This window comes from Brevibacillus brevis NBRC 100599 (assembly GCF_000010165.1).
In the GTDB taxonomy this organism is placed as follows: domain Bacteria; phylum Bacillota; class Bacilli; order Brevibacillales; family Brevibacillaceae; genus Brevibacillus; species Brevibacillus brevis_D.
This window is the reverse complement of record NC_012491.1, coordinates 696,844-722,119: the sequence shown is the minus strand read 5'-3', so window position 1 is coordinate 722,119 and position 25,276 is coordinate 696,844. Positions and strand designations below refer to the sequence as shown.

General features: G+C 48.8%; 20 protein-coding genes. 5 read left to right on the top strand and 15 right to left on the bottom strand.

Features of this window, described 5'->3' with window-relative positions:
- Positions 1-10 precede the first annotated feature (10 nt).
- The 3 genes from ligA to BBR47_RS03795 all read right to left on the bottom strand — a co-directional run bounded on the left by ligA (position 11) and on the right by BBR47_RS03795 (position 5,331).
- Positions 11-2,026, bottom strand: coding sequence for an NAD-dependent DNA ligase LigA (gene ligA / locus BBR47_RS03805; protein WP_012684427.1), 2,016 nt, complete (start codon positions 2,024-2,026; stop codon positions 11-13).
- 54 nt (positions 2,027-2,080) lie between these two features.
- Positions 2,081-4,429, bottom strand: coding sequence for a DNA helicase PcrA (gene pcrA / locus BBR47_RS03800; protein WP_012684426.1), 2,349 nt, complete (start codon positions 4,427-4,429; stop codon positions 2,081-2,083).
- Positions 4,430-4,530: 101 nt separating this feature from the next.
- The gene (locus BBR47_RS03795) at positions 4,531-5,331 is read right to left on the bottom strand and encodes a VanW family protein (RefSeq protein ID WP_012684425.1); all 801 of its coding nucleotides are present in this window, start codon (positions 5,329-5,331) and stop codon (positions 4,531-4,533) included.
- 194 nt (positions 5,332-5,525) lie between these two features.
- Between BBR47_RS03795 and BBR47_RS03790 the strand changes: the two genes are divergently transcribed.
- The gene (locus BBR47_RS03790) at positions 5,526-6,575 is read left to right on the top strand and encodes a DUF418 domain-containing protein (protein ID WP_012684424.1); all 1,050 of its coding nucleotides are present in this window, start codon (positions 5,526-5,528) and stop codon (positions 6,573-6,575) included.
- 57 nt (positions 6,576-6,632) lie between these two features.
- Here BBR47_RS03790 and mglC read toward each other — a convergent pair whose 3' ends face one another.
- The 9 genes from mglC to BBR47_RS03745 all read right to left on the bottom strand — a co-directional run bounded on the left by mglC (position 6,633) and on the right by BBR47_RS03745 (position 17,862).
- Positions 6,633-7,652, bottom strand: a complete 1,020-nt coding sequence (gene mglC, locus BBR47_RS03785; RefSeq protein WP_012684423.1) for a galactose/methyl galactoside ABC transporter permease MglC — start codon at positions 7,650-7,652, stop codon at positions 6,633-6,635.
- A gap of 18 nt (positions 7,653-7,670) precedes the next feature.
- Positions 7,671-9,188, bottom strand: a complete 1,518-nt coding sequence (locus tag BBR47_RS03780; RefSeq protein ID WP_012684422.1) for a sugar ABC transporter ATP-binding protein — start codon at positions 9,186-9,188, stop codon at positions 7,671-7,673.
- Between the two features lie 82 nt (positions 9,189-9,270).
- Positions 9,271-10,317 (bottom strand): galactose ABC transporter substrate-binding protein, encoded by a 1,047-nt coding sequence (locus BBR47_RS03775; protein WP_012684421.1) that lies wholly within the window; start codon positions 10,315-10,317, stop codon positions 9,271-9,273.
- Positions 10,318-10,442: 125 nt separating this feature from the next.
- Positions 10,443-11,429: a substrate-binding domain-containing protein gene (locus BBR47_RS03770; RefSeq protein ID WP_012684420.1), complete on the bottom strand. Its 987-nt coding sequence runs from the start codon at positions 11,427-11,429 to the stop codon at positions 10,443-10,445.
- Positions 11,426-13,189 carry a cache domain-containing sensor histidine kinase gene (locus BBR47_RS03765; protein ID WP_012684419.1) on the bottom strand — a complete coding sequence of 588 codons (1,764 nt, stop codon included), beginning with the start codon at positions 13,187-13,189 and terminating at the stop codon, positions 11,426-11,428. Before BBR47_RS03765 ends, BBR47_RS03770 begins: the two co-directional genes overlap by 4 nt.
- Before the next feature lie 3 nt (positions 13,190-13,192).
- A complete protein-coding gene (locus tag BBR47_RS03760; protein ID WP_012684418.1) occupies positions 13,193-14,797 on the bottom strand; it encodes a response regulator in 1,605 nt (534 codons plus the stop codon).
- Between the two features lie 70 nt (positions 14,798-14,867).
- On the bottom strand, positions 14,868-15,353 hold the full coding sequence (locus BBR47_RS03755; RefSeq protein ID WP_012684417.1) for a tetratricopeptide repeat protein: 486 nt from the start codon (positions 15,351-15,353) through the stop codon (positions 14,868-14,870).
- Between the two features lie 79 nt (positions 15,354-15,432).
- Entirely contained in the window at positions 15,433-16,671 is a 1,239-nt protein-coding gene (locus tag BBR47_RS03750; protein ID WP_041749233.1) for a membrane protein, read from the bottom strand.
- A gap of 36 nt (positions 16,672-16,707) precedes the next feature.
- A complete protein-coding gene (locus BBR47_RS03745; protein WP_012684415.1) occupies positions 16,708-17,862 on the bottom strand; it encodes a HesA/MoeB/ThiF family protein in 1,155 nt (384 codons plus the stop codon).
- Positions 17,863-18,362: 500 nt separating this feature from the next.
- On the opposite strand from BBR47_RS03745, the gene BBR47_RS03740 reads away from it, so the two are divergent.
- Together BBR47_RS03740 and BBR47_RS03735 are read left to right on the top strand one after the other, a co-directional pair.
- Positions 18,363-18,920 carry an RNA polymerase sigma factor gene (locus tag BBR47_RS03740; protein ID WP_012684413.1) on the top strand — a complete coding sequence of 186 codons (558 nt, stop codon included), beginning with the start codon at positions 18,363-18,365 and terminating at the stop codon, positions 18,918-18,920.
- Positions 18,917-20,626: a DUF4179 domain-containing protein gene (locus BBR47_RS03735; RefSeq protein ID WP_012684412.1), complete on the top strand. Its 1,710-nt coding sequence runs from the start codon at positions 18,917-18,919 to the stop codon at positions 20,624-20,626. Before BBR47_RS03740 ends, BBR47_RS03735 begins: the two co-directional genes overlap by 4 nt.
- Positions 20,627-20,689: 63 nt before the next feature.
- Here BBR47_RS03735 and BBR47_RS03730 read toward each other — a convergent pair whose 3' ends face one another.
- The 3 genes from BBR47_RS03730 to BBR47_RS03720 all read right to left on the bottom strand — a co-directional run bounded on the left by BBR47_RS03730 (position 20,690) and on the right by BBR47_RS03720 (position 22,867).
- Positions 20,690-21,385, bottom strand: coding sequence for a heptaprenylglyceryl phosphate synthase (locus BBR47_RS03730; RefSeq protein ID WP_012684411.1), 696 nt, complete (start codon positions 21,383-21,385; stop codon positions 20,690-20,692).
- A 17-nt stretch (positions 21,386-21,402) separates the two neighbouring features.
- The gene (locus BBR47_RS03725; RefSeq protein WP_007717484.1) at positions 21,403-21,693 is read right to left on the bottom strand and encodes a YerC/YecD family TrpR-related protein; all 291 of its coding nucleotides are present in this window, start codon (positions 21,691-21,693) and stop codon (positions 21,403-21,405) included.
- Between the two features lie 118 nt (positions 21,694-21,811).
- Positions 21,812-22,867 carry a DUF3048 domain-containing protein gene (locus BBR47_RS03720; protein ID WP_012684410.1) on the bottom strand — a complete coding sequence of 352 codons (1,056 nt, stop codon included), beginning with the start codon at positions 22,865-22,867 and terminating at the stop codon, positions 21,812-21,814.
- A 180-nt stretch (positions 22,868-23,047) separates the two neighbouring features.
- Between BBR47_RS03720 and BBR47_RS03715 the strand changes: the two genes are divergently transcribed.
- A complete protein-coding gene (locus tag BBR47_RS03715; protein WP_012684409.1) occupies positions 23,048-23,749 on the top strand; it encodes a response regulator transcription factor in 702 nt (233 codons plus the stop codon).
- A complete protein-coding gene (locus BBR47_RS03710; RefSeq protein WP_012684408.1) occupies positions 23,746-25,161 on the top strand; it encodes a HAMP domain-containing sensor histidine kinase in 1,416 nt (471 codons plus the stop codon). The genes BBR47_RS03715 and BBR47_RS03710 overlap by 4 nt, the downstream gene beginning before the upstream one ends.
- Positions 25,162-25,276: the final 115 nt, after the last annotated feature.

Genomic DNA, 25,276 nt, shown 5'->3' with positions numbered 1-25,276 from the left:
CACCGTTTTCTTAGGCGTTGCTCTCCAATACTTGCAGGAAGCCTGCTTCGTCCATAACAGCCACGCCTAGTTTTTCTGCCTTCTCCAGCTTGGAGCCGGCTTTTTCACCTGCAATCACCAGGTCTGTCTTTTTGCTGACGCTGCCTGTTACCTTGCCACCCAAGCGCGCAATCGCTTCCTCTGCCTCCTGCCGCGACATTTGCGTCAAGGTACCGGTCAAAACGATTGTTTTGCCTGAGAATGGGAGGTCTGCGCCACTCTCAATGCGGATTCCTTTGTACTCCATGTTTACTCCGGCCGCTCGCAGTCTCTCAATAACTGCCTGAGCCTGCGGCTGTGCGAAGTAGTTCACGAGACTCGCCGCCATTTTCGGCCCGATCTCATCGATTTGCGTAATCTCTTCTTCAGAAGCCTGCATAATGGTATCGATATTGCCAAAATGCTCCGCGAGAACACGTGCCGCCTTGGCTCCGACCAAACGAATGCCAAGACCGAACAATACGCGCTCCAGCGAGTTCTCCTTGCTCGCTTCAATAGCCGCAAGCAAATTATCTACGGATTTTTCACCCATGCGCTCCAAGCCCAGTAGAGCATCGCGCTGCTGGTGCAAATAATACAAGTCAGCGACACTGTGGATGATACCGTCGCGATACAGCTGGGCCACGACCTTTTCTCCCAAGCCGTCAATGTTCATAGCCGTACGGGACACGAAATGAATCATGCCTTCACGGATTAGGGCCGGACACATTGGATTAATGCAGCGCAGAGCCACTTCTTCCTCCAAGCGTACCAGCTCACTCCCGCATTCAGGACAATGCGTTGGCATGGCAAATGGCACTTCATTTCCAGTACGACGCTCTGGCAAGACTGCGATAATTTCCGGGATAATGTCCCCCGCTTTTTTGACGACAACATGATCGCCGATAAGGAGGCCTTTTTCGCGAATAATGTCTTCGTTGTGCAAGGAAGCGCGCTTCACGGTCGTACCTGCCAAGCTGACTGGCTTCAATAAAGCAGTCGGGGTGACATTCCCTGTACGCCCCACAGATACTTCAATCCCTTCGAGAATCGTAACCGCTTCTTCGGCAGGGAACTTGTATGCGATAGCCCAACGCGGACTTTTCGCAGTAAAACCAAGCTCCTCCTGCTGAGCGTAACTGTCGACCTTGATCACCATGCCATCGATTTCATAAGGCAAATGAGGACGCTTTTCTGTCCAGCCCGCAATAAAAGCGAGCAGTTCATCGACGTCGTCAAATACACGTCGCTCCTGATTCACCATGAAGCCGAGCGTCTCCAGCAAATCAAGCCCTTCACTGTGCGATTCCACTGTTTCCCCTTGCAAATCGCCAATGCCGTAAATAAACGTATCGAGTTGACGGGATGCGGCAATTTTTGGATCAAGCTGACGGAGCGAGCCTGCTGCGGAATTGCGCGGGTTGGCAAATAGGGCTTCTCCACGCTCCTCGCGCTCTTTGTTCAGCTTTTCAAATGCTCCCTTGGACATGTAAGCCTCACCGCGAACCTCAAGGGTTAACGGCTTCGTCAGCCGCAAAGGAATGGAACGAATCGTTTTCAGGTTTTGTGTGATGTCTTCGCCTGTTGTTCCGTCTCCACGAGTAGCCCCGCGGACGAACAGCCCATTTTCATAATGAAGCGACACGGCCAAACCATCGATTTTCAGTTCAGCTACATATCGGACAGCCTGACTGCCAACGGCCTGACGCACCCGGCGGTCAAAATCCCTGATGTCCTCCTCATTAAAGGCGTTGCCGAGACTGAGCATCGGTGTCTTATGAACGACCTTTTCAAAGAAGGGCAGCGGTTCTCCCCCTACACGCAAGGAAGGAGAATCAGGTGACTGCAAATCAGGAAAGCTGGTTTCAAGCTCCCTTAGCTCCCGCATCAATTGATCGTATTCCTGGTCAGAAATCTCAGGTCGATCCTCTTCATGGTAAAGACGATTATGCCGCTCAATTCGTTTCGCTAATTCTTTAATTTTTGTTTCCGCCGTCAATCGATCCATTTCGTTCATCCTTTACTTTTGCGATTGGCCTGTATTTGCATTTGTATTTGCACATTATCCTTTTTGAATAGGGGCGAACTTCGCTAAAAGCTTTTTAATGCCAGTCGGGCTTGGGAAAGCAATGTCGAGCTCCATGTCGTCGCCTGTTCCTTTTACTTTGACGACCGTACCGTTGCCCCATTTGCCATGTGCCACTCTGTCGCCAACCTTCCAATCAACGCCTGCTCCTTGACCATGTCCAGGCAGTTTTTCACCCGCTGGACGAGTAAATGTAGCTGGTGTGCTGCTTGGGGTTCGCTGAGCACTGCCAAATTTCGGAGCAGAGCCTGCTTGTGAGGAGGGCGCTCCAAACGGTCTCGCTCCCGTGTCACGTCCAAATGCGCTGCCATCCCGCTGTCCAAATGCACTGCTGCGTCCACCGCCGGAGAAGCCTCGGTCCGCTGTCGCTGGATTTCCTTCCAACAGCTCAGCCGGAATTTCTTGCAGGAAGCGAGACGGCGCATTCACATTCGTCCGTCCAAACAACGTCCGCATACGGGCACATGTCATGTACAGACGCTCCTCTGCCCGTGTAATTCCCACGTAAGCCAGACGGCGTTCTTCCTCCATCTCGGCATCGTCAAACAAAGAGCGGCTATGCGGGAAGACACCTTCCTCGCAACCTACCAGAAATACCACAGGGAACTCCAGTCCCTTGGCGCTGTGCAAGGTCATTAATACAACCTGTCCCTCTGCCGATACTTCCTCCTGGGCACCGTCATCTCCCAAGGAATCGATGTCTGCTACCAGCGCGAGGTCTGTCAGGAACGCAAGCAAGCTCTTGTCTTCATTTTTGCGCTCGAACTCCTGGGTTACAGACAGGAACTCCTCGATATTCTCCAGACGTGCCTGTGCTTCCAGCGTTTTCTCCTCTTTTAAAGAATCGCGGTATCCAGAGCGCTTCAGCACTTCTTCCACCAGTTCTGTCACACTCAAGTAATCGGTCATTTGCATCAAATTCGAGATAAGATCATTAAAGGACAGGATCGCATTCGTCGTGCGCGAAGGCAGCCCCATGTAAGCCGTCTCCTGAATCGCTTGGAAAAGGGACTGACCATTTGCGTTCGCATACGCTTGTAGCTTGTCTACTGTCGTATCCCCGATATTTCGCTTCGGTACGTTGATAATGCGCTGCAAGCTGATATCATCATCCGGATTGGAGATGAGACGCAAATAAGCCAAGATGTCCTTGATCTCTTTGCGATCGTAGAACTTGGTTCCGCCGACGATGGTGTACGGCATGTTCGATTTGATGAAAACTTCCTCGACCACACGAGACTGGGCATTCGTCCGATACAGGATCGCGAATTTGTCGTAGCTCTTGTACTGGGCCATCTGCTTGCGAATCGTATCGACGATAAAGTACGCCTCGTCGTGCTCGGAATCACCCTGGAAGCACATGATCTTGTCGCCGCCAGGATTCTCTGTCCAGAGTTTCTTTTCTTTGCGCAGCTTGTTGTTGGCAATGACTTGGTTCGCTGCCTGCAAAATCGTTTTGGTGGAGCGATAGTTTTGCTCGAGCTTGATGAGCTTGGCTTCGGGATAGTCTTTTTCAAAGTTTAAAATGATCGAGATATCGGCACCGCGCCATTTATAAATACTTTGGTCAGCATCCCCCACGCAGCAAACATTTCGGTGCTTGTCTGCCAGCATGGAAATCAAAAGGTATTGCGCCCGGTTTGTATCCTGATACTCGTCAACGTGTATATAGCGGAATTTCTTTTGATAAAACTCCAATACTTCCGGCACTTCTTTAAACAGACGAACTGTCGTCATGATCAGATCGTCGAAGTCCAGCGATTGATTGTTTCTCAGCTTTTTCTGATAGGCCGTGTAAACCTTTGCTGCCACTTGTGCAAATGGATCGCCCGCAAGACGCGTATAGGTTTCTGGATCGGTCAGCTCGTTTTTCGCTCCGCTGATCGCAGCCAAAATCGAACGCGGCTCATACTGCTTCGGATCGATGTTCAACTCTTTTAAACATTGCTTGACGACAGACAACTGGTCACCCGCATCCAAAATGGAAAAGCTGCGATTGATGCCGAGTCGGTCGATATCTCTGCGCAAAATTCGCACACACAAGGAGTGAAACGTCGACAGCCATGCATCCTGTGCTGCCGCTCCGCCAATAATGGCAGCCACACGGTTTTGCATCTCCCGCGCTGCTTTGTTGGTGAAGGTGATCGCCAAAATGCTCCAAGGCGCTACCTGCTTGGCACTGATCAGGTATGCGATACGCTGTGTCAGTACCTTAGTCTTGCCGCTACCCGCACCGGCCAAAATCAAGACGGGACCTTCTGTTGTAAGGACTGCTTCCCGCTGCTCGGGGTTTAGTCCAGCTGTGATACGATCTGCAAAAGACATATGTATAAATCCACCTTTCCACGTTCCCTAGACGAAAGCATATGTTCCTATTTTCGCACAGATCGCAGTGGAGTTCCAGTTCGTATCCCGAACAGGAAACATCATCCTTTCGGTAGCAATGGCTCGTACATCAAATAAGCCCGATTCTCCGTCAGCCATTCTTGCTCCACCCGTTCTCCTTCCAGCGTGTAGACATCTCGATACAATTCATTTTTCCGTTCATACCCTCCCCAAATCGAAGGAAGGATCTCATGTTCTTTCTCGATAATGACATACGTCCGTGTCGGTGGCATGTCGGAACGCCATTCCCCTACCAAATGTGTATCGGTCAGGTAGACATGCAGTTGAAAGGGCTGTTGCGTCTGGTTGGCGATTTGCAAATCCAGATAGTTATAGAAACAAGTCGCTCCACTCCCGAACGGCTGTGTCCGATGCGAATCAGGAAAAACATCGAAGCTATGACGATGTCGTTCCGTCACTGTCAACGGTGTATGCAGGGTCATCCAGTACAGCAGATTCGAGAGCTGACAAAGCCCTCCACCAACTCCGGCCGTGACGCGTCCCTGCGAGAGCAGCATCCCCTCTACATAGCCTTTGCTTCGGGTCGGCTTACCAATCTGCTTCCAATACGAAAAGGTTTCCCCCGGATGGATGATCAATCCGTCCAGTCGTGCAATGGCCAGCCGCAAATTGATCACTTTGTTATGCTGCATCCACATTTCCACGTTCTGCAATGGGCGTAACAAAATCGTTTGATGAGAATAATGGACATAGCGCAACCATTCGCTTCTTTTCTCATGAGCGAACCTCGTTCGACCAAATGTCCATTGTACATACCTTTTCCACCGAAAATAGGCCATGCCCGCTGCCAGACGCCACTTTCCCCGTGCGATTGGTTTCATTGCGCACCCCAACTTCCTGATTATTACAATAGACGCAGGAATTTGAGATGAAGTTGCGGTCGAATACGGGAGCCCCCCTCACTTCTTACACTTTTGTAAGCGAGACGTAAGCAAATGCCATGTCCCTCCATCCCCGGTTGAGCTAGGATAGGAGAAGTGCGCGATCGGGCGACGAACAACAAGAGAAGGAAGTGATGGGATTGAAAGAAAACGCACCTACGTTGAACCAACGAATTGATACATTAGATACTGTACGGGGCTTCGCCTTAATGGGCATTCTCCTCGTCAACATCGTGGCATTACTGTATGCGCAAACACCTGAGATAGGAAGTGTAGACCACTGGCTGTTCCAGTTTTTCAATTTCTTTGTGGAATCTCGCTTCTTCGTGATCTTCTCCTTCTTGTTTGGCGTAGGCTTCTATATTTTCATCAGTCGAGCAAAAGAAAAAGGGGCCAATAGCACCGTTTTGTTCATTCGGCGTCTGATTGCACTACTCGCTCTTGGCTTTGTGCATAAAATGTTTCACCCTGGTGAAGCACTTTTCATCTACGCTATTTTCGGCTTCATCTTACTGCCCTTTTATCGATTGAAGGCGCGAACCAATCTGATCATCGGCCTTATTCTGTCTATCCTTGTCTGCTCTCTTGGCTTTAAAGCGCTTTTGGTGCTTCCCTTATTTATTTTGGGACTCGCTGTCGGGCAATACGGGGTCTTTCAAGATATCCCGAAATTTTTGCCCGTGATTAAAAAAGTGCAGGGCGTGACCTTCGTCCTTTCGTTAATCGGCTTGTTTATCCAATACCGACTGACTCCAGCTGATCTGGCAATGAGTGGCGCGAATCTGGTTGTAGACGATACCGTGTCAGAAGAAACCCTCCAGCAGTTGATGAACTACACGATTGCCTTGACCTCCACTGGTCTTGTCATGGCTGCCTTTTACACGACGACCCTGATTCGGCTGCTGCAAAATAAAACCGTCCAGACCATCCTCTCTCCGCTGACCAGCTATGGGCGCATGGCATTGACAAACTACGTCGGACAAACCGTATTAATCCTTGTGGGAGGCTATGTGTTCGATTGGTTTGGCAATCTCGGCTATCTGCAAACGACACTGATCTGCCTCGGTATCTACGTGGTGCAAATGGTAGTAAGCGTACTCTGGCTGTCTGTCTTCCGCATGGGGCCACTTGAGTGGGTATGGCGATTATTTACGTATATGAAAATCACACCGTTGCGAAAATAAACAATCAGAGACCCCAGAAAAAGCTGCCTTGGTTGACAGCTGATCCGGGGTCTCGTTTTACTTTTTCGCCAAGTATTTACGAATGTCAAAAGCAACGGCTGCCACAATGATGAGTCCTTTGATAATGAGCTGCCAATACGGGCTGACTCCAATAAACGTAAGACCGTAGTTGATGACGCCAAAAATAAGGACACCCGCAAGCACACCTGGAACGGTACCAATTCCCCCAGACGTGGAGACTCCCCCTACCACACAGGCGGCAATAGCGTCCAGCTCGTACATGTTACCGTAGTTGTTCGTCGCCCCCCCTGTCCGAGCTGCCTCCAAAACACCACCGAGTCCATACAGGGCACCTGCAATAGCATAGATCATCATGAGGTTGAAAGCGACGTTGATCCCGGAAACAGTGGCGGCCTGCATGTTGCCTCCGATGGCGTACATGTTTTTACCCAGCCGTGTTTTGTTGAAAATCACCCAGACGATGAACGCAACCACGATCGCAATGATGACGATATACGGGATCGAATACGGGCCACTCGGGCCAATGTACCCCGTCCCAAGCTGATTGAAGTCACTCCGCAGTCCAGCTATTGGCTGAGATTGATTGGGCTCCCTGTCAAAATAGATGGAGTTGAACCCGTATACAATGACCATCATGCCCAGCGTGGCGATAAAAGGAGGAACACTAAAACGAGACACAATGATGCCGTTGATCAGGCCAACCAGCAAGCCCGCAGCGATTGCAATGAGAATGGGGATAAGCAACGGCAAATCGGGTAAATCCGGGAAAAACCTCCGCGGATAGTCTTGAGTTTGCAGCATCGAGGCGGAGATGACAGCCGTCAATCCGACCACTCGCCCCGCAGATAGATCCGTTCCGCCTGTAATAAGAACAAACGCAGCACCCAAGGCAATAATGGCGCGGGTGGAGGATTGCATCAAAATATCCCGAAGCGTTGTAATGGAAAGAAAATTGGGATCGTAAATCGCAATTCCAGCTATCAACAAAACCAGAACGATATAGATGGCATTTTGCGTCACAAAGCCTTGCACCTGTTTAGCAGACAACGAAGACATGCCTGTTCCCCTCCTTTCTCATGCTAGATGCTTGGTAGCTAGCCGCATGATCTCTTCTTCGGTTGCCGTTGTCCCTGACAAAAAACCGGAGAGCTTCCCCTCGCACATGACCATGATTCGATCTGACATGCCAAGCAACTCCGGCATTTCCGAAGAAATCATGATGATGCCTTTTCCCTGACTCGCCAGCTCCGTGATGATGGTGTAGATTTCGTATTTGGCGCCGACATCGACTCCACGCGTAGGTTCGTCCAGCAATAAAATATCCGGATCAGTCAAAAGCCACCGCGCTAGCAGAACTTTTTGCTGATTGCCTCCTGACAGGTTTTTGATCATTGCTTTCATAGAGGGAGTCTTGACGCGGAGCATCTCGATGCTTCGGCTGACATCTGCCCTACGCTTGCGCTCATTGAGGAGCAGAAAAGGTGTTTGGTAACTGGCCAAATTCGCGATGACCGTATTTTCCAGAATCGATAAGACAGGAATGATGCCGGTGACTCGTCGCTCCTCCGTCAAGAGCGCCATTTTGTACCTCTTCGCATCCTTCGGTGATTTGATCCGTACCTCCTGACCGTTGATCGACACCTTTCCTGACGACACTGCACGCAGTCCAAACAATGCCTCAATCAGCTCTGTTCGTTGTGCACCCACGAGACCGCCTACGCCTAAGATTTCGCCTTTGCGCAATTCAAACGACACGTGCTGAAAAGACTGGGAAAACGGGGAGGTCAATCCCTCTACCTTCAAAATGGGTTCCCCGGGTGTATTGGAGCGACTCGGGAAACGCTGCGTCAGATCCCGTCCGACCATTTTGGAGATGATCAGGTCTGTCGTTAGCTCAGCTGCCCGCCATGTACCGATGAGCTTGCCGTCGCGCATGATCGTCACGTCATCCGCAATCCGTAAAATTTCTTCCATCTTGTGTGAAATATAGATGATGGCGACACCTCTGCTCTTCAGTTCACGGATGATCGCAAATAGCTGCTCCACCTCGTTTCCCGTCAGTGACGACGTCGGTTCGTCCATAATAATCACTTTGGATCGGTAGGAGACCGCTTTCGCAATTTCAAGCGACTGTACCTTGGATACAGACAAGTCACGGACTACAGCGTGCGGATTCAGGTCCATTCCTAGATCAGCAAACAGCTTCTCCGTATCCGAAAGCATTTTTTTCTCATCCACAAACGAAAAAGGACCAATTCTTTTGACCGGAAAGCGTCCTAGCCATATGTTTTCCATGACATTGCGAAAGGGCACCGGATGCAGCTCTTGATGAATCATGGAGATGCCGTGTGCCAGCGCGTCCTTTGAGCTGCTCATCGTCACCTGCTCATTGTTTAAGACGATTTCTCCCGCATCTGGCCGATAAATTCCGAAGAGACACTTCATCAGAGTCGATTTGCCTGCTCCATTCTCTCCCATCAGTGCATGGACTGTTCCGGGCCGGACTTTTAGCGTGACATCATCGAGTGCCTTGACCCCTGGAAATTCTTTATGAATGTGGTTCATTTCCAACAAAAACACCTGCTGGGCCATGGAATGCCCTCCTCTTTGCAAAATCATCCCCATCACCGAAACAGGAGAGTCGGATTCGTCTCTTCACCGACTCTCCTGCTTTTTATTTGGCGTCGTTCATGTTCTCCTTGGTGATTTTTTTGTAGGGCACCCACACGTACTTGCCGTCCGTAATGTCAAAGCCTGTGGAATCTTTCGTTGGCGTTTCACCTTTCGCCAAAGACGCCGCGATGCTAAGCGTTGCCTTTCCTTGGTTGTTCGCATCGTTGAGAACCGTTCCGAGCAAGGTTCCCGCTTCCAGCTCCTTCAATGCAGGCGCTGTGGCATCCACGCCAACAACGGGCATGTACTTACCATTCGCGAAATAGCCAGATGCCTTCAGCGCTTCAATTGCCCCCAGTGCCATATCGTCGTTGTTGGCAAGAACGGCTTCGATCTTGTCACCGGAAGCTGCGAGGAAGGCTGCCATTTTTTCCTGCCCTTTTACGCGATCCCACATGGCCGTATCTTCCGCGACCTTCTCTACTTTAATCCCTGCGTCTTCAATCGCCTTCACCGAAAACTTCGTCCGCAGCTCAGCATCCTGATGCCCTGGCTCGCCTTTTAACATGACGTATTGGAGGACACCATCCTTGTTTTTATCTGCTTCCGGGTTTGCCTTCCAGTAATCGACGATCAACTGCCCCGAGATCGTGCCGGATTCCTCCGCTTTTGCTCCCACGTAGTAGACCTTATCCCACTTCTGCATATCCTCTGGCATCGGCTCACGGTTGAAGAAGACGACAGGGATATTGGCCTGCTTCGCCTTGTCGATAAGGACGCCAGCCGCTGTGCGATCCACCGGATTGATGGCGAGGGCATTTACCTTTTTGTTAATGAACAAATCTACTTTGTCATTTTGCGTAGGCTGGGCATTTTGGCTGTCTACAATGTCCACCTCCGCCTTGCCCTCTGCTGCTTTTGAAATCGCATTGCGTACTCCCGTCATGAACGTATCATCGAACTTGTAAATGGCGACCCCGATTTTGGGATTCCCCGCAGGAGCCGATCCACCCCCCGACGCTGCTGGCTGCGATCCACCTGACTGTGAGCATCCAACCACCGAGAGCGTAACAGCGGCCACCAGTGTAGTGGCAATCAGCTTTCTCATTCGATAATCCCCCTTTATCCCCTATATTTACATCTGATATACACCAAATGTAAGCGTTTTCCAGAATGTGTTCCATCGAAAATCCTGCGCATTTCTATCAAAATTCTCATCTGTTTTTCGGTGGCCTATTTAACGAAGGGGAAGAGGAGCTTTTGATTCTCCGACCAGAACATATTCTCCCGATCGATTACTTTTGTTCCGGTGTCGACCAGACTGGGCACTGCTTCTCCATTGCTCGCTTCGACCGCGTACTTGACGCCGAGATATCCCATCGATAGCGGCTTTTGGATGATCGTCGCGGAAATGATTCCTTCCTGCAAATACTCCAGCACTTCCGGCGGACTGTCGATTGCTACGATTTTGACTTTGTCCCGCAGTCCACTGCTTTCCAGTTCCTCGGCCACACCAATCGCTGTACTGGAATCGAGTGCAATTACTCCTTTCAACTGCGGATGTTTGCGGATCAGTTCGCGCGTCCACTCACCAATCTGCTTTTTATCCGAGGGAGCATTTTCGTTGGCAACCAGTTCAACCTGCATTTCCCGTGGGAGCAAATCGAGGACGCCCTGTTCTCTTCGTTTGGCATTTGCCTTTATCCGATCTGTACCAAGCAATACGATTTGTCCCTTTTTTTCAATTAGATACACCATTTTTTCGAAGGCCTTCCTGCCCATATCGTAGTTATCCGTCCCAATGTAGCTCTTGACGGCTGAATCATTTCCGACTGTGTCGAGTACAAGGATCGGGATGGCCCGCTCCCTTGTTAGCTTGATGGCTTCTCGCAAAACTCGTTCGTCACTAGGTGCCACCACGATTGTCTCGGAGCCATCTGCGATTGCTTGCTGCACCAGCTCCATTTGCCTCTGAGCATCCTCCTCATAGTCCGGTGCGTAAAAATTCAAGTTTCGCTCATATTCCTTGGCAGCCATCTCCGCACCGAGCTTGACCGTTCGCCAATAATCGCCGTGCTTCATACGGACGATTAGCGCTACTGTTTTTTTCTTGTCTACTACCACATCCGTTAGCGAAGCACTGCACGAGTAAAAAAGCGTCACCGCTACCAAAAAGACCAGTCCGTATACGGTAAAACGTTTCCCCGCTGCTGTCCTCATAAACGATCTCGCTCCTCTGCAACCTGCCGCGGAATCCATACACGCACAACGGTCCCCTCTTCCTGTTCGCTTGCGATTTCCAATCCGTACTGTTCGCCAAAGGTCAGTCGGATGCGCTCTTGCACGTTTTGAATTCCAACGCCCGAGCCTTCCTCGCTTTTGTAAAAGCCAGCCTTTACTTGTGCAAGAACATCTGGGGACATGCCCAAGCCATTGTCACTTACCTGAAGTAACACCTTACCGTCGATGATCGCTGCAAATATGCGAATCCGGCCCGGATCAGCCAAATGCTCGATCCCGTGGTAGATAGCGTTTTCCACAATTGGCTGGAGCAGTAACTTCAGTGTCAGACAGTTGAGCACCTCATCCTCATTCTCAACGACGATCTCGTACTCAAATTTTTGCTTGTACCTCATTTTTTGAATAATGAGATAATGTCTCGCATGATCCAGCTCTTCGCGCACCGTGATAATGTTTTTGCCTCTACTCAGGCTAATCCGAAACAGCTTTGACAACGAAGTAATCGTGGTGATGACATCCTCGTTTTTTCCGTTGCCGACCATTCTGACCACAGAGTTCAGCGTATTGTACAGAAAATGCGGATTGATCTGTGCCTGTAGCACCTCCAGCTCGCTTTTTCGTTTGGCTTCCTGTTCCCGAATGATCTGGTGCATCAATTCCCTGACCTTCGCGACCATCAGATGAAAACGCAAGGAAAGCTGTTCGACCTCATGGCTTCCCCGGATCGGTTCACTCTCTGAAAAATCTCCCTGCTCCACCTTTTCCATGGACCGCTCCAGCAGCTTGATCGGTCGAGATATTTTTGCAGAGAGATAGTGCAGCACGAACAACACAATGACAATCACAAAGATGAGCAACCAAAAAATGAAGCGACTAATTTCTTTTTTGGTCGTCACAATCTCGTCCATGTAGGAAACCCCAATGATTTTCCAGCCTAGCTGATCGATGGTCTTGATAGTGATCAAACGCGCTTCGTCCTCTGTCTCTTCAACATAGCTACCGTAGGAATGCTTCAGCGGCAAGGAACGGTTTTCATTTTTCAATCCCGCGTAAATCAACTGCTGCTGCGGATGGTAGACGATGTTCCCTACCAAATCGATGATGTAGACGTACCCCTTTTTCCCCAAGCCCACTCTCTGGCATAGGTCATCGATCTCTTTGAAATTCACATCGACTAAAAGTACGGTAGGTATTTCTCCATCAGGTCCGTGGAGAAGAATTTCCCGACTCATCGAGACGACCCAGGTGTACTCTCCTTTAAACAAGTTCTGGATATGCGGGAGCGAAAAGTTCATGTTCGTCGGGTCCTCAATCGCCTTTTGGAACCAGCTCTGTTCCGTCAAACGAGTGTTTTGCCTCAGTACTTTGGAAGGAGTTGTGGCCAATAACGTTCCCTCTCGTGTAAAAACCGCGATGGAGACGATGTCCTTTCTCGTTTCTACGATTGTCTCCAGCTGTTCGCTCAGCTTGTCAGCCGTGAGTCCCTTGCTTCTTCTGATCTTGTCATCGACGAGCTCGAAAATTTGCGTCATCCCATTCAAATAGCTGTCCAGATTGTATTTCACCTGTTCCAGGATTTGCTGTGTGTGCAGATAGGCGTTTTGCTCTGCTGTCTGCGCAAATTTTCCGTACAGCATCACCCCGACAAACAGCATGACAAGTACCGTCACGAGTGTAAAGGAAGTGGTGATGATAAATTGAATGCCTTTGACCTTGATCACCGTAAGCAATCGTTTCATCGGTTAACCTTCCTGCTCGCTCTGACTTCGGTACTCTTTAGCGGACATGCCTGTATACTTGCGAAAGCTGAAGCTAAAGTAATTGGGATCGGTATATCCTACTTTCTCCGCGATTTCAAAGGACTTCAAATCGGTCGTCCGCAAAAGCTCCTTGGCCTTTTCCATGCGCAATGATAGGAGATAGGACACAAAGGTGGTTTTCGTCTCTTTCTTGAAAATACCGCTAAAATAACCGAGGCTGATGTGCAGTTGCTCGCACACCTTGTGGATGGATATGTCGGGAGAATGATAATGTGCGTGGGTGTAGTCCAATGCCTGTGTGATCAATCGCCTGTACGTCGTTTGCCGTCCGCTTGCGATACTCGCCATGAGGCGCTCACAAATATCTGTGATCTGTTCTCGGGCATCCTCCATACCGGTAAAAGTCGTCATGACCTGCAACAGATAACGTTGCCCGCCAAATAGTTGATCCATGTCAACTTCGGCACGATGGGCAGTCTTCAAAATGGTCGTCATAATTTCCAACAAATAAATTCGGTAGTCCTCAATCGATACGGGAACACCCGCCACCTGATCAAACAATTCATCAATCACGGCCCGAAGCTCCGTACTCGTCCCCATTTTGATACACCGAACCAATTCATGCTCCCTTCTCTCATCGAGGCGTATCTGCTCACTCGCTTGCTTTTCCACGTCATTGATCACAATCATCCTGTTGCAGCCAAGGATGCTTTTGTAATCAAGTGCCTGCATGGCGTCTTCATACGAATAAGGGAGTGCTGCTATATCTGCCACAGCGTTGCCGATTCCGATCGTTACCGTAATGCTCATATATTTTTCAATCGTTCGCCTGATTTCTTCTGCAATATGTTGTGCTCGCACTTCGATTCGCTGCGTGTCGTCTGCTTTTGTTCGCATGAGCAGCACAACCTGATCTTCATGGAGAAAAACAATACCCGCCTGTTTGCTTGCGTTCAGCTGCTCTTCTGCGATATTTTTCACAGCAAAAAGAAACAGCTGCTGCTCCTCCTGCTTGGGCTGGTCTACACAGATGACCGCCACGAGATATTCGGGACTCCTGAGCTCAATCCCGTATTCGCAGGCCTTTGAAAAAACATCGTGCTGTACGAGTTGACGACTCAGCAAAGATGATAAAAAAACCTCCCGCAGCACCGGCAAGCTTTTTCGATAGCTATCGCGCAACAGCTGAACGTTTTCCCGATGGGCCGCCTCTTCGTCCATCCGTCGCTTTACCTTGTCCAGCGCTTCCATCAGCTCACTCGCGGAAAACGGCTTGAGCACATATTCATCAATTTGCAGCTTCACGGCCTTTTGCGCGTACTCGAACTCATCAAACCCAGTCAAGATAATGATGCGGATGGCAGGGTAATCGCGCCCAATGGACTCCGCCAGCTGAAGTCCGTTCATAAAGGGCATCTTGATGTCGGTTACGACGACGTCCGGTCGCAGCCTCTCTACCAGCTCCAATGCCTCTCTGCCGTTTTCTGCTTTGGCAACCACCTCGTACCCGTGACTATGCCAGTCAATTTCTTGACTAACCCCTTCTCTTACATCTTCTTCGTCATCTACCAATATCAGCTTATACATAGGCACCTCCCGCTGTTGTACTTGTACAACGGGAGGCGATTGTTTTCCTGCAAATGGAATTAGTATGACGCTACCATGTCTTATTCAGATCATCTGCATAGAACAGAATCGCTTTTCGATAGGCCAAAATCGTAGGATCGCTTGAGGTTTCTGCGAGGTTTTTCAGGAGGAGATTCATGGCTTCGTGATGCTTCCCGAGATTGTAATACGCCATGGAAAGAAAAATCGGAAAGGAACGGTCGCTGGGGAACTGTTGCATCCCCATCTCGAGCGTAGCTGCTGCCTGCTCGTATTGTCCCAGCGTGCGATACGTACTGCCCAAACCGAGTAATGCCCCTTGCAGGTCGTCTTCGACAGACAGTCCGAGCTCAATCGCTTTTTCGTAAAAGGGAACAGCTTCCCTCTCCAATCCGGCTGCGTCGTGGCACCACGCACACTGATAATGGGCGACAGGATCAGTCGGAGATTGACTGACGAGCTGAAGGGCAAGCTGGATCGCTTCGTCCAGATGCCCTTCTTTTCGCAGATGAATGATTTTTTGGATCATCGGGTTCATGTGAGCACTTCCTTTGCCTGGGTATCTCTCTTCCCCTTAGCGTAACAGGGTAGCTTGGCAAGGTGAAGACACAAATTAGTTATGTGCCCTGCAAGGATTTCGTCCGCTCTCTTTCGCTTCTCCGTTGTCGATAGGCTCTCATCCACGACCAGCCCAAAATGAGAAACGGAACTAGCACCAACAGGATCAATAGGATGCCGTCCCAAAACTCCCACGAGTGAAGCGGAGCGTTTTTCATGTCGTCAGCGATGATCCAGATGAAATCAACCGCCATGCGCAGCTGATACTGGACAAAGAACCAAATTCCCCACACTGATCCAATCAAATAGACCCAGCTATACCAGCGGATGACTCTCTTCTCGTGGTCAGCTACGTACTCCCATTCCTCCTGCTCCTCCTGCGTCAAGGAACGGAATTTCCCTTTCAAAAACATACGTGTATTCACCATCAGATTGGAGCATTGGAACTTGGTTGCTAACACGTAGTATAAGTCGGTCTGCATGAAAACCATGAACTGAAAGGCCAAAGCCATGAGAAGAATGACATTCAGCATGCGAATGAATGCTTCCATGAAGGGCAAAAGCGTCAGCCAGCCTTGATCATTGGCAAACAACAAAATCACACCGATTCCCATAAACATCGCATCCCAGGACATTCCCGCCAAAAACGCCCTGTATCTGCGCTGTGGCTCAACAAGAACAATATTGGACATATTCGTCTCTGCTACGGCAAAAACAAGTCGATGCCCCAGACCGATACGACTGCCGATCCCCAATGAGCGGGCCGCCATCAAGTGGGCCATCTCATGGAAAAACAGAAAAACCCAAGTGGCCACAAATGAAACCACTACCGAAACCGTCACGGAAGAAGAAACAAAAATATCGGAATAGACCGGGATATACTTGCCCGTAAACAAACAAATGAAAAGACCCGTGAAAAACAAGATACCGTATAATCCAAAGGCAACGCGATTAAAGAAAAACTGCCCCGTCCCCTGCTTGATCCAAGAGAAATGATCTACAACCGGCACTGGCTCGTTGACAACTTCTCCATCTACCATGTAGACAAATTGATAGGAAGCAATTAAATCCTGCGCAAAGTCAAGCACATCTACCGGTTCGCCCAACCGTTCTTCCATGATCGTCGCGACTTCATGAATGCTCTTCCCTTCATCCAGCATATCGATGATCTCGACACCAATGGCCGGAAGCACAATGAAATTGCTGATATCCGTTCGTCCAATGAGGATCTCTTCCTCGTTTTCCGCCCGACGCGCAAGCGGGTGCATCTTGAGAATGCTATCTCCCGAGATATTCACTTGTCAAACACCTTCCTCTCTTACAGGAACGATTCCTTACTTTGCGAGCACTTCATTTCTTTTGATATGAAAAATCGGCTCCGTTCCGCTGCCTCTTCCACAAGTCGGGCATTCGGCTTCATTTCGCTCCCACTCAAAAAACACGCTCTTTTCCAACGTGTTGAAATCGAAAATGATAAATTTGCCCGCCGATTGCACAGGAGCAATTCCTGTCAAATACCTGATTGCATCGGAAGCCATCATTCCTGTAATCATCATGGTGTTGGGTGCAATGGTGGCAGTAGGCAGAATAAAGTTGGTATCGAGCAGCCTTTGGATCAGCTGCGGATAGTCCTCGATCTGTGCAGAACGATGCAAATGCATGCAGTCGATACAGCCTGTCTTGCCCGGTTCTACCATGAAGAACTGTCCTTCGATAAGGTTGAATCCCCCGGCAATGAACGGGATTTGCAGTTTGGTGCAAGCATGATTCACCCATCTCTGCAAAAAGAAAAAGGGCTGATCGGCTGCGAGCATCACGAGGTCACTTCCCGCAATAACCCGCTCCACGTCTTCGCTGGACTTGATTTGCATCGTCTCCGTTTCAATCAAGACCTCAGAATGAAGCCTTCCGATGAAATCACTTGCCGCTTCTACCTTCAGGCGACCAATATCTTGCTCGTTAAAGACCATTTGTCTGTTCAAATTGCTAAGCTCTACTCTATCAAAATCCACGAGCTTGATATGCTGAATACCCGCTCCTACCAGATTGACCAGTAGCGTAGAGCCAAAGGCACCCATCCCTAAGATCGTCACTTTTTTTCTACTTACCTGTTCCTGTAGCTCGCTTGGACTTTGATTGAGATCGGTAAACAAGGAGAAGTAGCGAATATTCGCTTTATACCTTTCCTTTTGTTCCGAAGTCAAAACGGAAGCCTCTTCCTTCGCCTGATCCATTAGGAAACCCAAACCACTCAATGATTCCACTGCTTCCACTATTTCTTCATACGTAATTTCGGGGTAATCGACAACCAATAATGTATGTATTTCACCGATAGTACGAGTGCCATCCATCAGTTTGATCATCTTGCGGATGGACCCATTCTCGTCTTCCAATTCGAATGTATAGCCAGGAGCCTCTCCCAAGCGGAGCATCTGCTCTGTCACTTCATAGACGGGATGCACTGGTTTAAATAGAGGACGACGTTCCATAAAAACACCTCCCAATAGTAGGTTCGCTAACCCGGCTCAATTTAGATGAAAAAAGGGAATAGCTCTTGTGCTATTCCCCCCTCTCCTTAAGAGAATTAAGCTGCTACTGCAGTAGTGCGAACGCTTTCAACTTTTTTCGCTTGGATTTTCATGGATAGTTCCTCCTCTCTTTGATTCAAAGATAAAGACAAGTTGATTATATTTCATAAATTTACAGAAATCTACAAATATTAGCAAAGTTTTATATATTTTGGTAATATTCGACTATTTATTTCGTATGCAATAGTATTTTCCTTCCATTTTCTATTAAAAATCTCAGAACTCCTTCTTTTAGGAAAAAACTTTTGATCCTCTTTGGAAAATACCTCTTATTTTGGGACGCTTTCCTTTTAGGATTCGTAGTACTAGGATGTAACGAGAAAATTTCACCAAGATCACTTTTGTTTGATCAAAAAAGGAAAAGCTGCGCAGCGAGCCTTTTTTGCCTAGGGGGAGCACAAATGGAGGAAGATCGAGTGATCATCGGGCGGGTCTTGCAAGGGAACAAAGACGCCTACTCCGAGATCATTGCCAGATACCACGGAAAAGTAAGTTCCATTCTTCGCAAGATGTTGGGACATACACCGGATGCACAGGATATCGTGCAGGAAATTTTCATTAAGACGTACTACCATTTACCAGAATATAAGGCAAACTACGATTTTTCTGCATGGTTGTACCGGATTGCTGCCAACCATTGTCTGGACGAGCTGCGTAAACGTAAACGCAAGCTTACGCTCAGCTCGAATGAAGAAATAGAGCCAGTGGATAGCCACACGCCGGAGGTTGCCTTTTTGAATAAGGAGGGGCAGCGCTTGTTGCGTCAAAGGATGATGTCCGTCGAAGAAAAGTATCGGATCGTCCTCGAAATGCGCTACTTCGAATCATTGAGTTGTGAGGAAATCAGCCATCGACTGTCGATTCCATCGAGTACTGTGCGGACGCGCCTGTCTCGTGGAAAAGACAAGCTAAGGGAAGCTATCGGACATGCAGGGCAAGGGGGGGACTTTCATCTATGAAATGTTTAGATAAAGGACAAATTGCTTTGTATCTATACGACCTTCTTGAGCCAGAGGAAGCCGAGGTCATAGCAGCCCATTTGGAAGAGTGCCGTCATTGCCAGATGAAGTTGAAGCAGGAGCTGGACGAGCTGGAAGACCTGGAAGAATCACTAGCGACAGATGAGCCATCCGATGCTGTCATCCATGACATTATGGCGAATCTCCCCCCTTACCCCATTCACGTCCTGAAACGATCAGAAAGACAAAAGATACAGAAGAAAATCGATTGGAAAAAAAGGAGCCTGGATATCGTGAAAAAAGCAACCATCGCCGTAGCAGGAATGGCAGCAGTAGTCTATTTTGGAACACTGACTTCACCATCCTTTGCGACTTATGTAAATAACTTGTATGCCTCTACCATAAAATCAGATCCGCAGCAGACAGAGAGTAGCTTGTTTGCAGCAGAAGCGCCCGAGGACGCCCTCATCCAGCGTGGACTTGAAAGAGGATATAACAAGAAGCTTGATTTGAAAGCCGTCGACAACGGAATGACGCTGGAAGTAAAAGAAGTTATGGCAGATACGAGGGATGTCCGGATTATTTTCGGCTTCAAGGATAAGAATGGCAAGCAGCTTGAAAAGTTGTTCCGGAATTTTCCAGTGGGGGATGAAGATAAACTGAACGAAACCTATGAAATAAAAATCACAGACGAGGACGGAAACGTTCTTGAAACAATTGATAAGTACCATCTTAAATATAACAAGAAGGAAAGCATCGGCGAAAAAGAGGAGTACTTGATGGTCAGCCGACCGATTAGCCGATATTTTACAGATGTCAGCAAGATTCCTGACAAACTAAACATCGAGCTTCGCATCAAGAAGCTGGACAAAGTTGACGGAAATTGGAGCGTAACCATCCCTGTTGATATTTCCAAAGCCAAAAAGGAAACGAGAATTGTTCCCATTAACGAGCATTTTACCGCTCCCAATGGCGAAGTGATTAATCTAAAGCAAGTGATGGTGACACCTGGCCAAACTGAATTCGTTATCGAGAATACGGAAGGAAGCGGTAGTTCCCCATCCTTAACTTATGAAGTAGTGGACGACAAGGGGGCTGTACTCGCAGCTTGGAGCACTCTGGACCTAGTGAGTGAATTTGGGGAAGATCCGAATCCATTTTTCAAAAATGTAAGCAGAGAATATTTCGTTCGTGCAACCGATGACAAAAATATTCACTTCATCAGCTTTCATTCCTTGCCAACGGATAAAAATCTAACCTTTAGAGTCGGTGATAATTACGATCAGGTTCCTTCGAATTTTAAGCAAAAGCTGTCCATTGAGACACTAAAAACCACTCCTGTAACGATAAAGCATGAAGGAAGCACACTAACCTTCTCAAACTTTGCTTCAGAAGAGATAACGAAAACAAACCCAATCACTTCTGAAAAAATCAAAAGGCTGCGTAATACATTACAGCTAGAGGCAACTTTGGCACCGGGTGTGATCTTTTTAGACTCCTGGCAGGGTGCTGATGACAAGGGAAAAGAATACGATTTTAATTTCATGGGCTCCACAACAAAAGATGAAAAAGGAAATTTTATCATGAAAGGTACACTCGTAGATGAGATGGACGTTATCCCGAAAGAGCTGACGCTTACGATCGAGGAACAAGTGAACAAAGCAAAAGATATGGATTGGAGCGTAGCACTTCCACTGAAGAACTAGCGCAAAAATAAAACCACCACTCCCAACGAGACTGTAACAGCTCATGGGAGTGGTGGTCTTTTTTTAGTATTGGGTTCCTTTTACAGCCTTCACAGTAGCGAGCGCAGCATCGAGATCATCATAAATGACATTCCCTACAACAACCGTATCAGCAATCGCAGCCATTTCTGCCGCTTGCTCCGGGTTACGAATCCCGCCGCCATAAAAGAGGTGGGCTTCGCCCGCGCCTGTCTTGGCAGCCTTTACGATTGTCGGATCGCCGTATGTACCGCTGTACTCCATGTAGACAATCGGCAAACGACAAATGTTCGTCGCTACCTGCGCGTACGCTTTGGCCTGCGTGGCATCCGCAATCGGCCGTGCTTTTGTCAGCTGTGCTACGCCCGCTTCTGGATTGGCGATGATATATCCTTCTGTAATGATCTCATCCCAATGAATATAAGCACCAAACGCTTGAAGCCCCGATACATGCGGAGCAAAAATCCAGTCTGGATCGCCAGCGTTCAAGACGAGCGGGATTAAGTACGAATCAAATCCCGGCACAACTGCATCCAGCGAGGAAATCTCCAGGACAGCCGGTACTGCGTAACGACGCAGTCGCGACATCAATTCGAGTGTATTGTCATAGGTCACACCGTACGTGCCGCCCACAATGATCGCATCTGTTCCGGACTCGCAAATCGCCTCCAAGGCCTCGTCATCGATTGTTTTATCCGGGTCTAGTTTAAATGTATGGCGCCAGCCACGATAGTCAATCAACGTTGCCTGCCTCCTAGCTATTTTCCAATCCGCTCAAGTGCCATCTGGTATCCGTCATTTCCATAGTTCAAACAGCGTTTGACGCGGGAAATCGTCGCCGTACTTGCCCCGGTCTCTGCTTCAATCTGATTGTAAGTAAAGCCTTTGCGGAGCATTCTCGCCACTTCCAGGCGCTGTGCGAGTGACTGCATTTCGTTCACTGTGCACAGATCGTCAAAAAATTGATAGCACTCTTCCATCGTTTCCAGGGAAAGAACAGCTTCAAACAACTGTTCGAGCCCTTTTCCTTTTAATTTTTCCAATTGCATGTCTGTCACCTCTGTTATATATCCGTCTATCGAGCGATTTCTCACTGTACAATTTTTAAGCACTAAAGCTTCACCAATTATCTTAGAAGAAACCGCCTTCATCCGCAACCCCTAATCCTTACTGGAACTTGAGGGACTTCGACAGACCCGGTGAGTTCGGCAATATAGAAATCCAGGTATTTCCAGGTAAAAGTGGTGCTTCTTGCGTCAAAGCCGCGTCCTCATAGGCACGGATGACACCATTGCTGCGCTTCCATTTGATCTTGCGCGCTTTTCCTTGCTGGAACAAATAACCGTCCCCCGGACCGATTACATCGACCGATAGACGCCCTTCTTTATCCAGCACGCGGTGTTTGGCAGAGATGACCAATAGATTGGTCGTGGACAACTGTTTCTTGTCGCTCAAGTCCAAATGTGGCTTGCCGGCCGTAAAGCGCATGTATTTCTTTTGCTCAGCATCATATGTAAAAGCCGCTTTATTCAATGAGTGGAACGTCAAATCTACCTGTGTAGCAGGCTCGCCTTCCTTGATCTCGGTATCCTCCGGCAGGAACGTGAAGCGAGGCACCTCTGCCGTTTGACGCATCCCTTTATCCTGCATCGCTTTTTCCAAAAGCTCTGGCTTGGTGTACAGGTTATGTGGCATTTTGCGGAATTTTTCGCGCCAAAAGTATTTACCGTTCGGGATTTCATCCAGATGACTGAGGTCTTTTCGCGCCAAGGTTTCCAGCGCATCTGGACTGCCTCCCGCGTGGACGAGGACTGCATCAAAACCAGTCCCGATCTGGATAAAATAAGGGCGGATACTGCGGACAGGTCCAATTACTTCCGGCTTTTGGCTTTGGAATATCGCAAGAAAACGGGTCATTTCCCCTTCTGACAATACCTCATAAATCATGTCCGCTTTGTTGATGCCTGTTTGTGGCCGTGCTGGCGGAGCGTTGTTGATCATCACCATGATCGGGCGTTTGCTCCCCAGGTTTTCTTGACTTCCAATTCCTGTCATCGGTGCCTTATACGCATATTCGATGGGCTGATTCGTTTCCGGTGGCGTTTGCACAAGCGGATCAGGTACCTGCGGACTAGGTTGGGTGTCCACTGGCTTTTGACCGCAAGCCGTCGTTAAGAGCATGAAGGCTAGTACCATGAGAGACGATTTGACTGTTCGTTTCATAATGAATCGCTCCTTTCCATCTCTCGTTGTCTTTTTTTCCCTGTTTCTTTTTCCAGAAGGATAGAGGGGAATCCTGCTTCCACACGTTTTCCACGATTCTCATACGTCCGTGCCACACATCTGGTTTTGGGCTATGCTACAATACGGATATAAAACAGATGCAAAGCGAGGCCGAAATCTATGAATACCCCCTACCTCGTCTATCTGGTGGACGATGAAACGAACCTGTTGGACTTGCTACAATCGTATTTGCAAAATGCCGGATTGCAAGTGAAAGCGTTTTCTAGCGGCAAGGACGTCTTGCCGTTACTTGATGAAGAAACACAACCACATTTGTGGATTTTGGACATCATGATGCCCGACATCGACGGCTATGAGCTTTTGCGTCTTATCCGCGAAAAGTCGAATGTCCCCATCATCTTCATCTCCGCTCGTGATCAGGATGTCGATAAAATCATCGGACTGGAACTAGGCAGCGACGACTACTTGGCGAAGCCATTTCTCCCTCGGGAACTGGTCATCCGTGCGAAGAAGCTGCTCCAGCGCACCTATGAGAAGCCTGGTGCCGCTGCTTCCTCTACCCAGACTTTCCAAGATTGGGTAACGATCGATCCTTATATCATCTCAGAAAAAGGCAGACAAGTAAAAGAAGGCGACGAGCTTATTGATTTAACCACCAAAGAATTCGAACTCATTGTCTACCTTTTGCACAATCAAGGTCTGGCCTTGAATCGTGAGCAGATTCTAACCTCCATCTGGGGGGAAGACTACATCGGCTCAGATAGAGCTGTCGATGACTTGGTGAAGCGCATCCGCAAAAAAATGCCCAAGTTTCCATTGGAGACGGTCTATGGCTTCGGCTACCGAATGACGCGTATATGAGCAAATTCCGGCTGAAAAACCTGCCGATTTCCAGGCAAATCCTCATTTTGTTCATGATCCTGACAAGCGTCCTCGGGGTTGGCCTTGGCATCGGGTATCCACTGGCTGTCAAACAGTATCTGGTATCCAACACTTACTCGCTCTTGGAAGAAGAGTTTTACACATTATCTCAGCATATCTCCTTCAATGAGCATAATGAGCTCCTGCCTGTTCCGGCTGCTGCCCCATACTTTTTACAGCTCTTGCTCCAACGCTATGAGTACTCCTTTGATATGATTGTCTATGCCGAGAACGGTCAAGAGCTGGGCAGCCGAAGCAATAGCAACGGCCGCATACCGTATGAGGATTCCAAGGAGCTGTTCCTAAAAGCAGCCACATACCCAAGTCAAAAGCTGCAGCATGGTTCACTGGACCGTGGAGACGAGAGCTATTTGTTCGTCAGCAAAAAAATGGACTACCACGGCTTCCCTTACTACATGGTGTTGTTCTCCAAGGAACAGGAGCTCAACCAGATCAATTCGATTTTGACTCGTCAGTTTTTACTCGTTTTTGGTCTGCTGCTGCTCGTAAGCTGGCTTTTGGCCGTGTGGTTTAGCGGGTATTTGAGCAGACCGCTCCGCACCCTTGAAGAGCTGTGCAAAAAGATCGCTCGTCGTCAGTTCGATATCCCGCTAGCGATGGATCGCGGGGATGAGATCGGGCAGCTCGCCCGCTCATTCGATATGATGAAAAACCAACTGAAGGAATACGACGAGTCGCAGCAGCATTTTGTCCAAAATATTTCCCATGAGCTCAAAACACCGATCATGGCGATTCAAGGATACACGCAAGGACTCATAGAAGGCGTCTTCCAGGGTCCCCAGGCTGAAAAAGGGCTTTCCATCATCATGGAGGAGAGCAAGCGCCTCGAAAAGGTCGTCGGTCAGCTCTTGTATATCACGAAGATCGAGTCTGTCTCTCAAATGATGCAAGTCGACCGTGTCGACCTGTCAGAGATGATGCACCTGTTAAAACAGCGGCTCTCCGTGCTCAATCCGCAAATCGAGTGGGAGTTAAATCTGGCAGACGACTTGATCGTGGAGGGAGACGGCGAGCAATTGAGCACTGCATTCGTCAATATCATGGAGAATCAACTGCGCTACGCCAACAGCCGACTTACGATCTCAGGGAGACAAGCGGGCAAAAGCGTCGTCGTCACGATTTCCAATGATGGTCCCCCCATTGAGGAAGCGCTACTGCCGCATTTGTTCCAGCGTTTCCGCAAAGGAAAGTCCGGCAAGCATGGGCTCGGACTCGCGATTGCCCGTGCTGTCTTGGAAGCACATAAAGGGACGATCGATGCCCGCAACGATGCAGATGGACCTTGCTTTACGATGATCGTACCCATTGAATTCAAAGGCCGATTAAGTTGATAGAGGGGACACTTGTCCTCTCTGTTTCTATTCTAAAGGAGAAAGATACCGTGACAAATCCGAGCTTCTCATACACACGTGTTCATGACCTGTTCGCAATTTCAGGAAAGAAATC

Coding starts and splice junctions, on each gene's coding strand:
- BBR47_RS03720 (WP_012684410.1), bottom strand. CDS start 22,867: ATGAAACGAACAGTCAAATCGTCTCTCATGGTACTAGCCTTCATGCTC.
- BBR47_RS03775 (WP_012684421.1), bottom strand. CDS start 10,317: ATGAGAAAGCTGATTGCCACTACACTGGTGGCCGCTGTTACGCTCTCG.
- mglC (WP_012684423.1), bottom strand. CDS start 7,652: ATGTCTTCGTTGTCTGCTAAACAGGTGCAAGGCTTTGTGACGCAAAAT.
- BBR47_RS03770 (WP_012684420.1), bottom strand. CDS start 11,429: ATGAGGACAGCAGCGGGGAAACGTTTTACCGTATACGGACTGGTCTTT.
- BBR47_RS03780 (WP_012684422.1), bottom strand. CDS start 9,188: ATGGCCCAGCAGGTGTTTTTGTTGGAAATGAACCACATTCATAAAGAA.
- BBR47_RS03760 (WP_012684418.1), bottom strand. CDS start 14,797: ATGTATAAGCTGATATTGGTAGATGACGAAGAAGATGTAAGAGAAGGG.
- BBR47_RS03755 (WP_012684417.1), bottom strand. CDS start 15,353: ATGAACCCGATGATCCAAAAAATCATTCATCTGCGAAAAGAAGGGCAT.
- BBR47_RS03735 (WP_012684412.1), top strand. CDS start 18,917: ATGAAATGTTTAGATAAAGGACAAATTGCTTTGTATCTATACGACCTT.
- BBR47_RS03745 (WP_012684415.1), bottom strand. CDS start 17,862: ATGGAACGTCGTCCTCTATTTAAACCAGTGCATCCCGTCTATGAAGTG.
- BBR47_RS03715 (WP_012684409.1), top strand. CDS start 23,048: ATGAATACCCCCTACCTCGTCTATCTGGTGGACGATGAAACGAACCTG.
- BBR47_RS03710 (WP_012684408.1), top strand. CDS start 23,746: ATGAGCAAATTCCGGCTGAAAAACCTGCCGATTTCCAGGCAAATCCTC.
- BBR47_RS03740 (WP_012684413.1), top strand. CDS start 18,363: ATGGAGGAAGATCGAGTGATCATCGGGCGGGTCTTGCAAGGGAACAAA.
- BBR47_RS03725 (WP_007717484.1), bottom strand. CDS start 21,693: ATGCAATTGGAAAAATTAAAAGGAAAAGGGCTCGAACAGTTGTTTGAA.
- BBR47_RS03765 (WP_012684419.1), bottom strand. CDS start 13,189: ATGAAACGATTGCTTACGGTGATCAAGGTCAAAGGCATTCAATTTATC.
- BBR47_RS03795 (WP_012684425.1), bottom strand. CDS start 5,331: ATGAAACCAATCGCACGGGGAAAGTGGCGTCTGGCAGCGGGCATGGCC.
- ligA (WP_012684427.1), bottom strand. CDS start 2,026: ATGGATCGATTGACGGCGGAAACAAAAATTAAAGAATTAGCGAAACGA.
- BBR47_RS03790 (WP_012684424.1), top strand. CDS start 5,526: ATGGGATTGAAAGAAAACGCACCTACGTTGAACCAACGAATTGATACA.
- pcrA (WP_012684426.1), bottom strand. CDS start 4,429: ATGTCTTTTGCAGATCGTATCACAGCTGGACTAAACCCCGAGCAGCGG.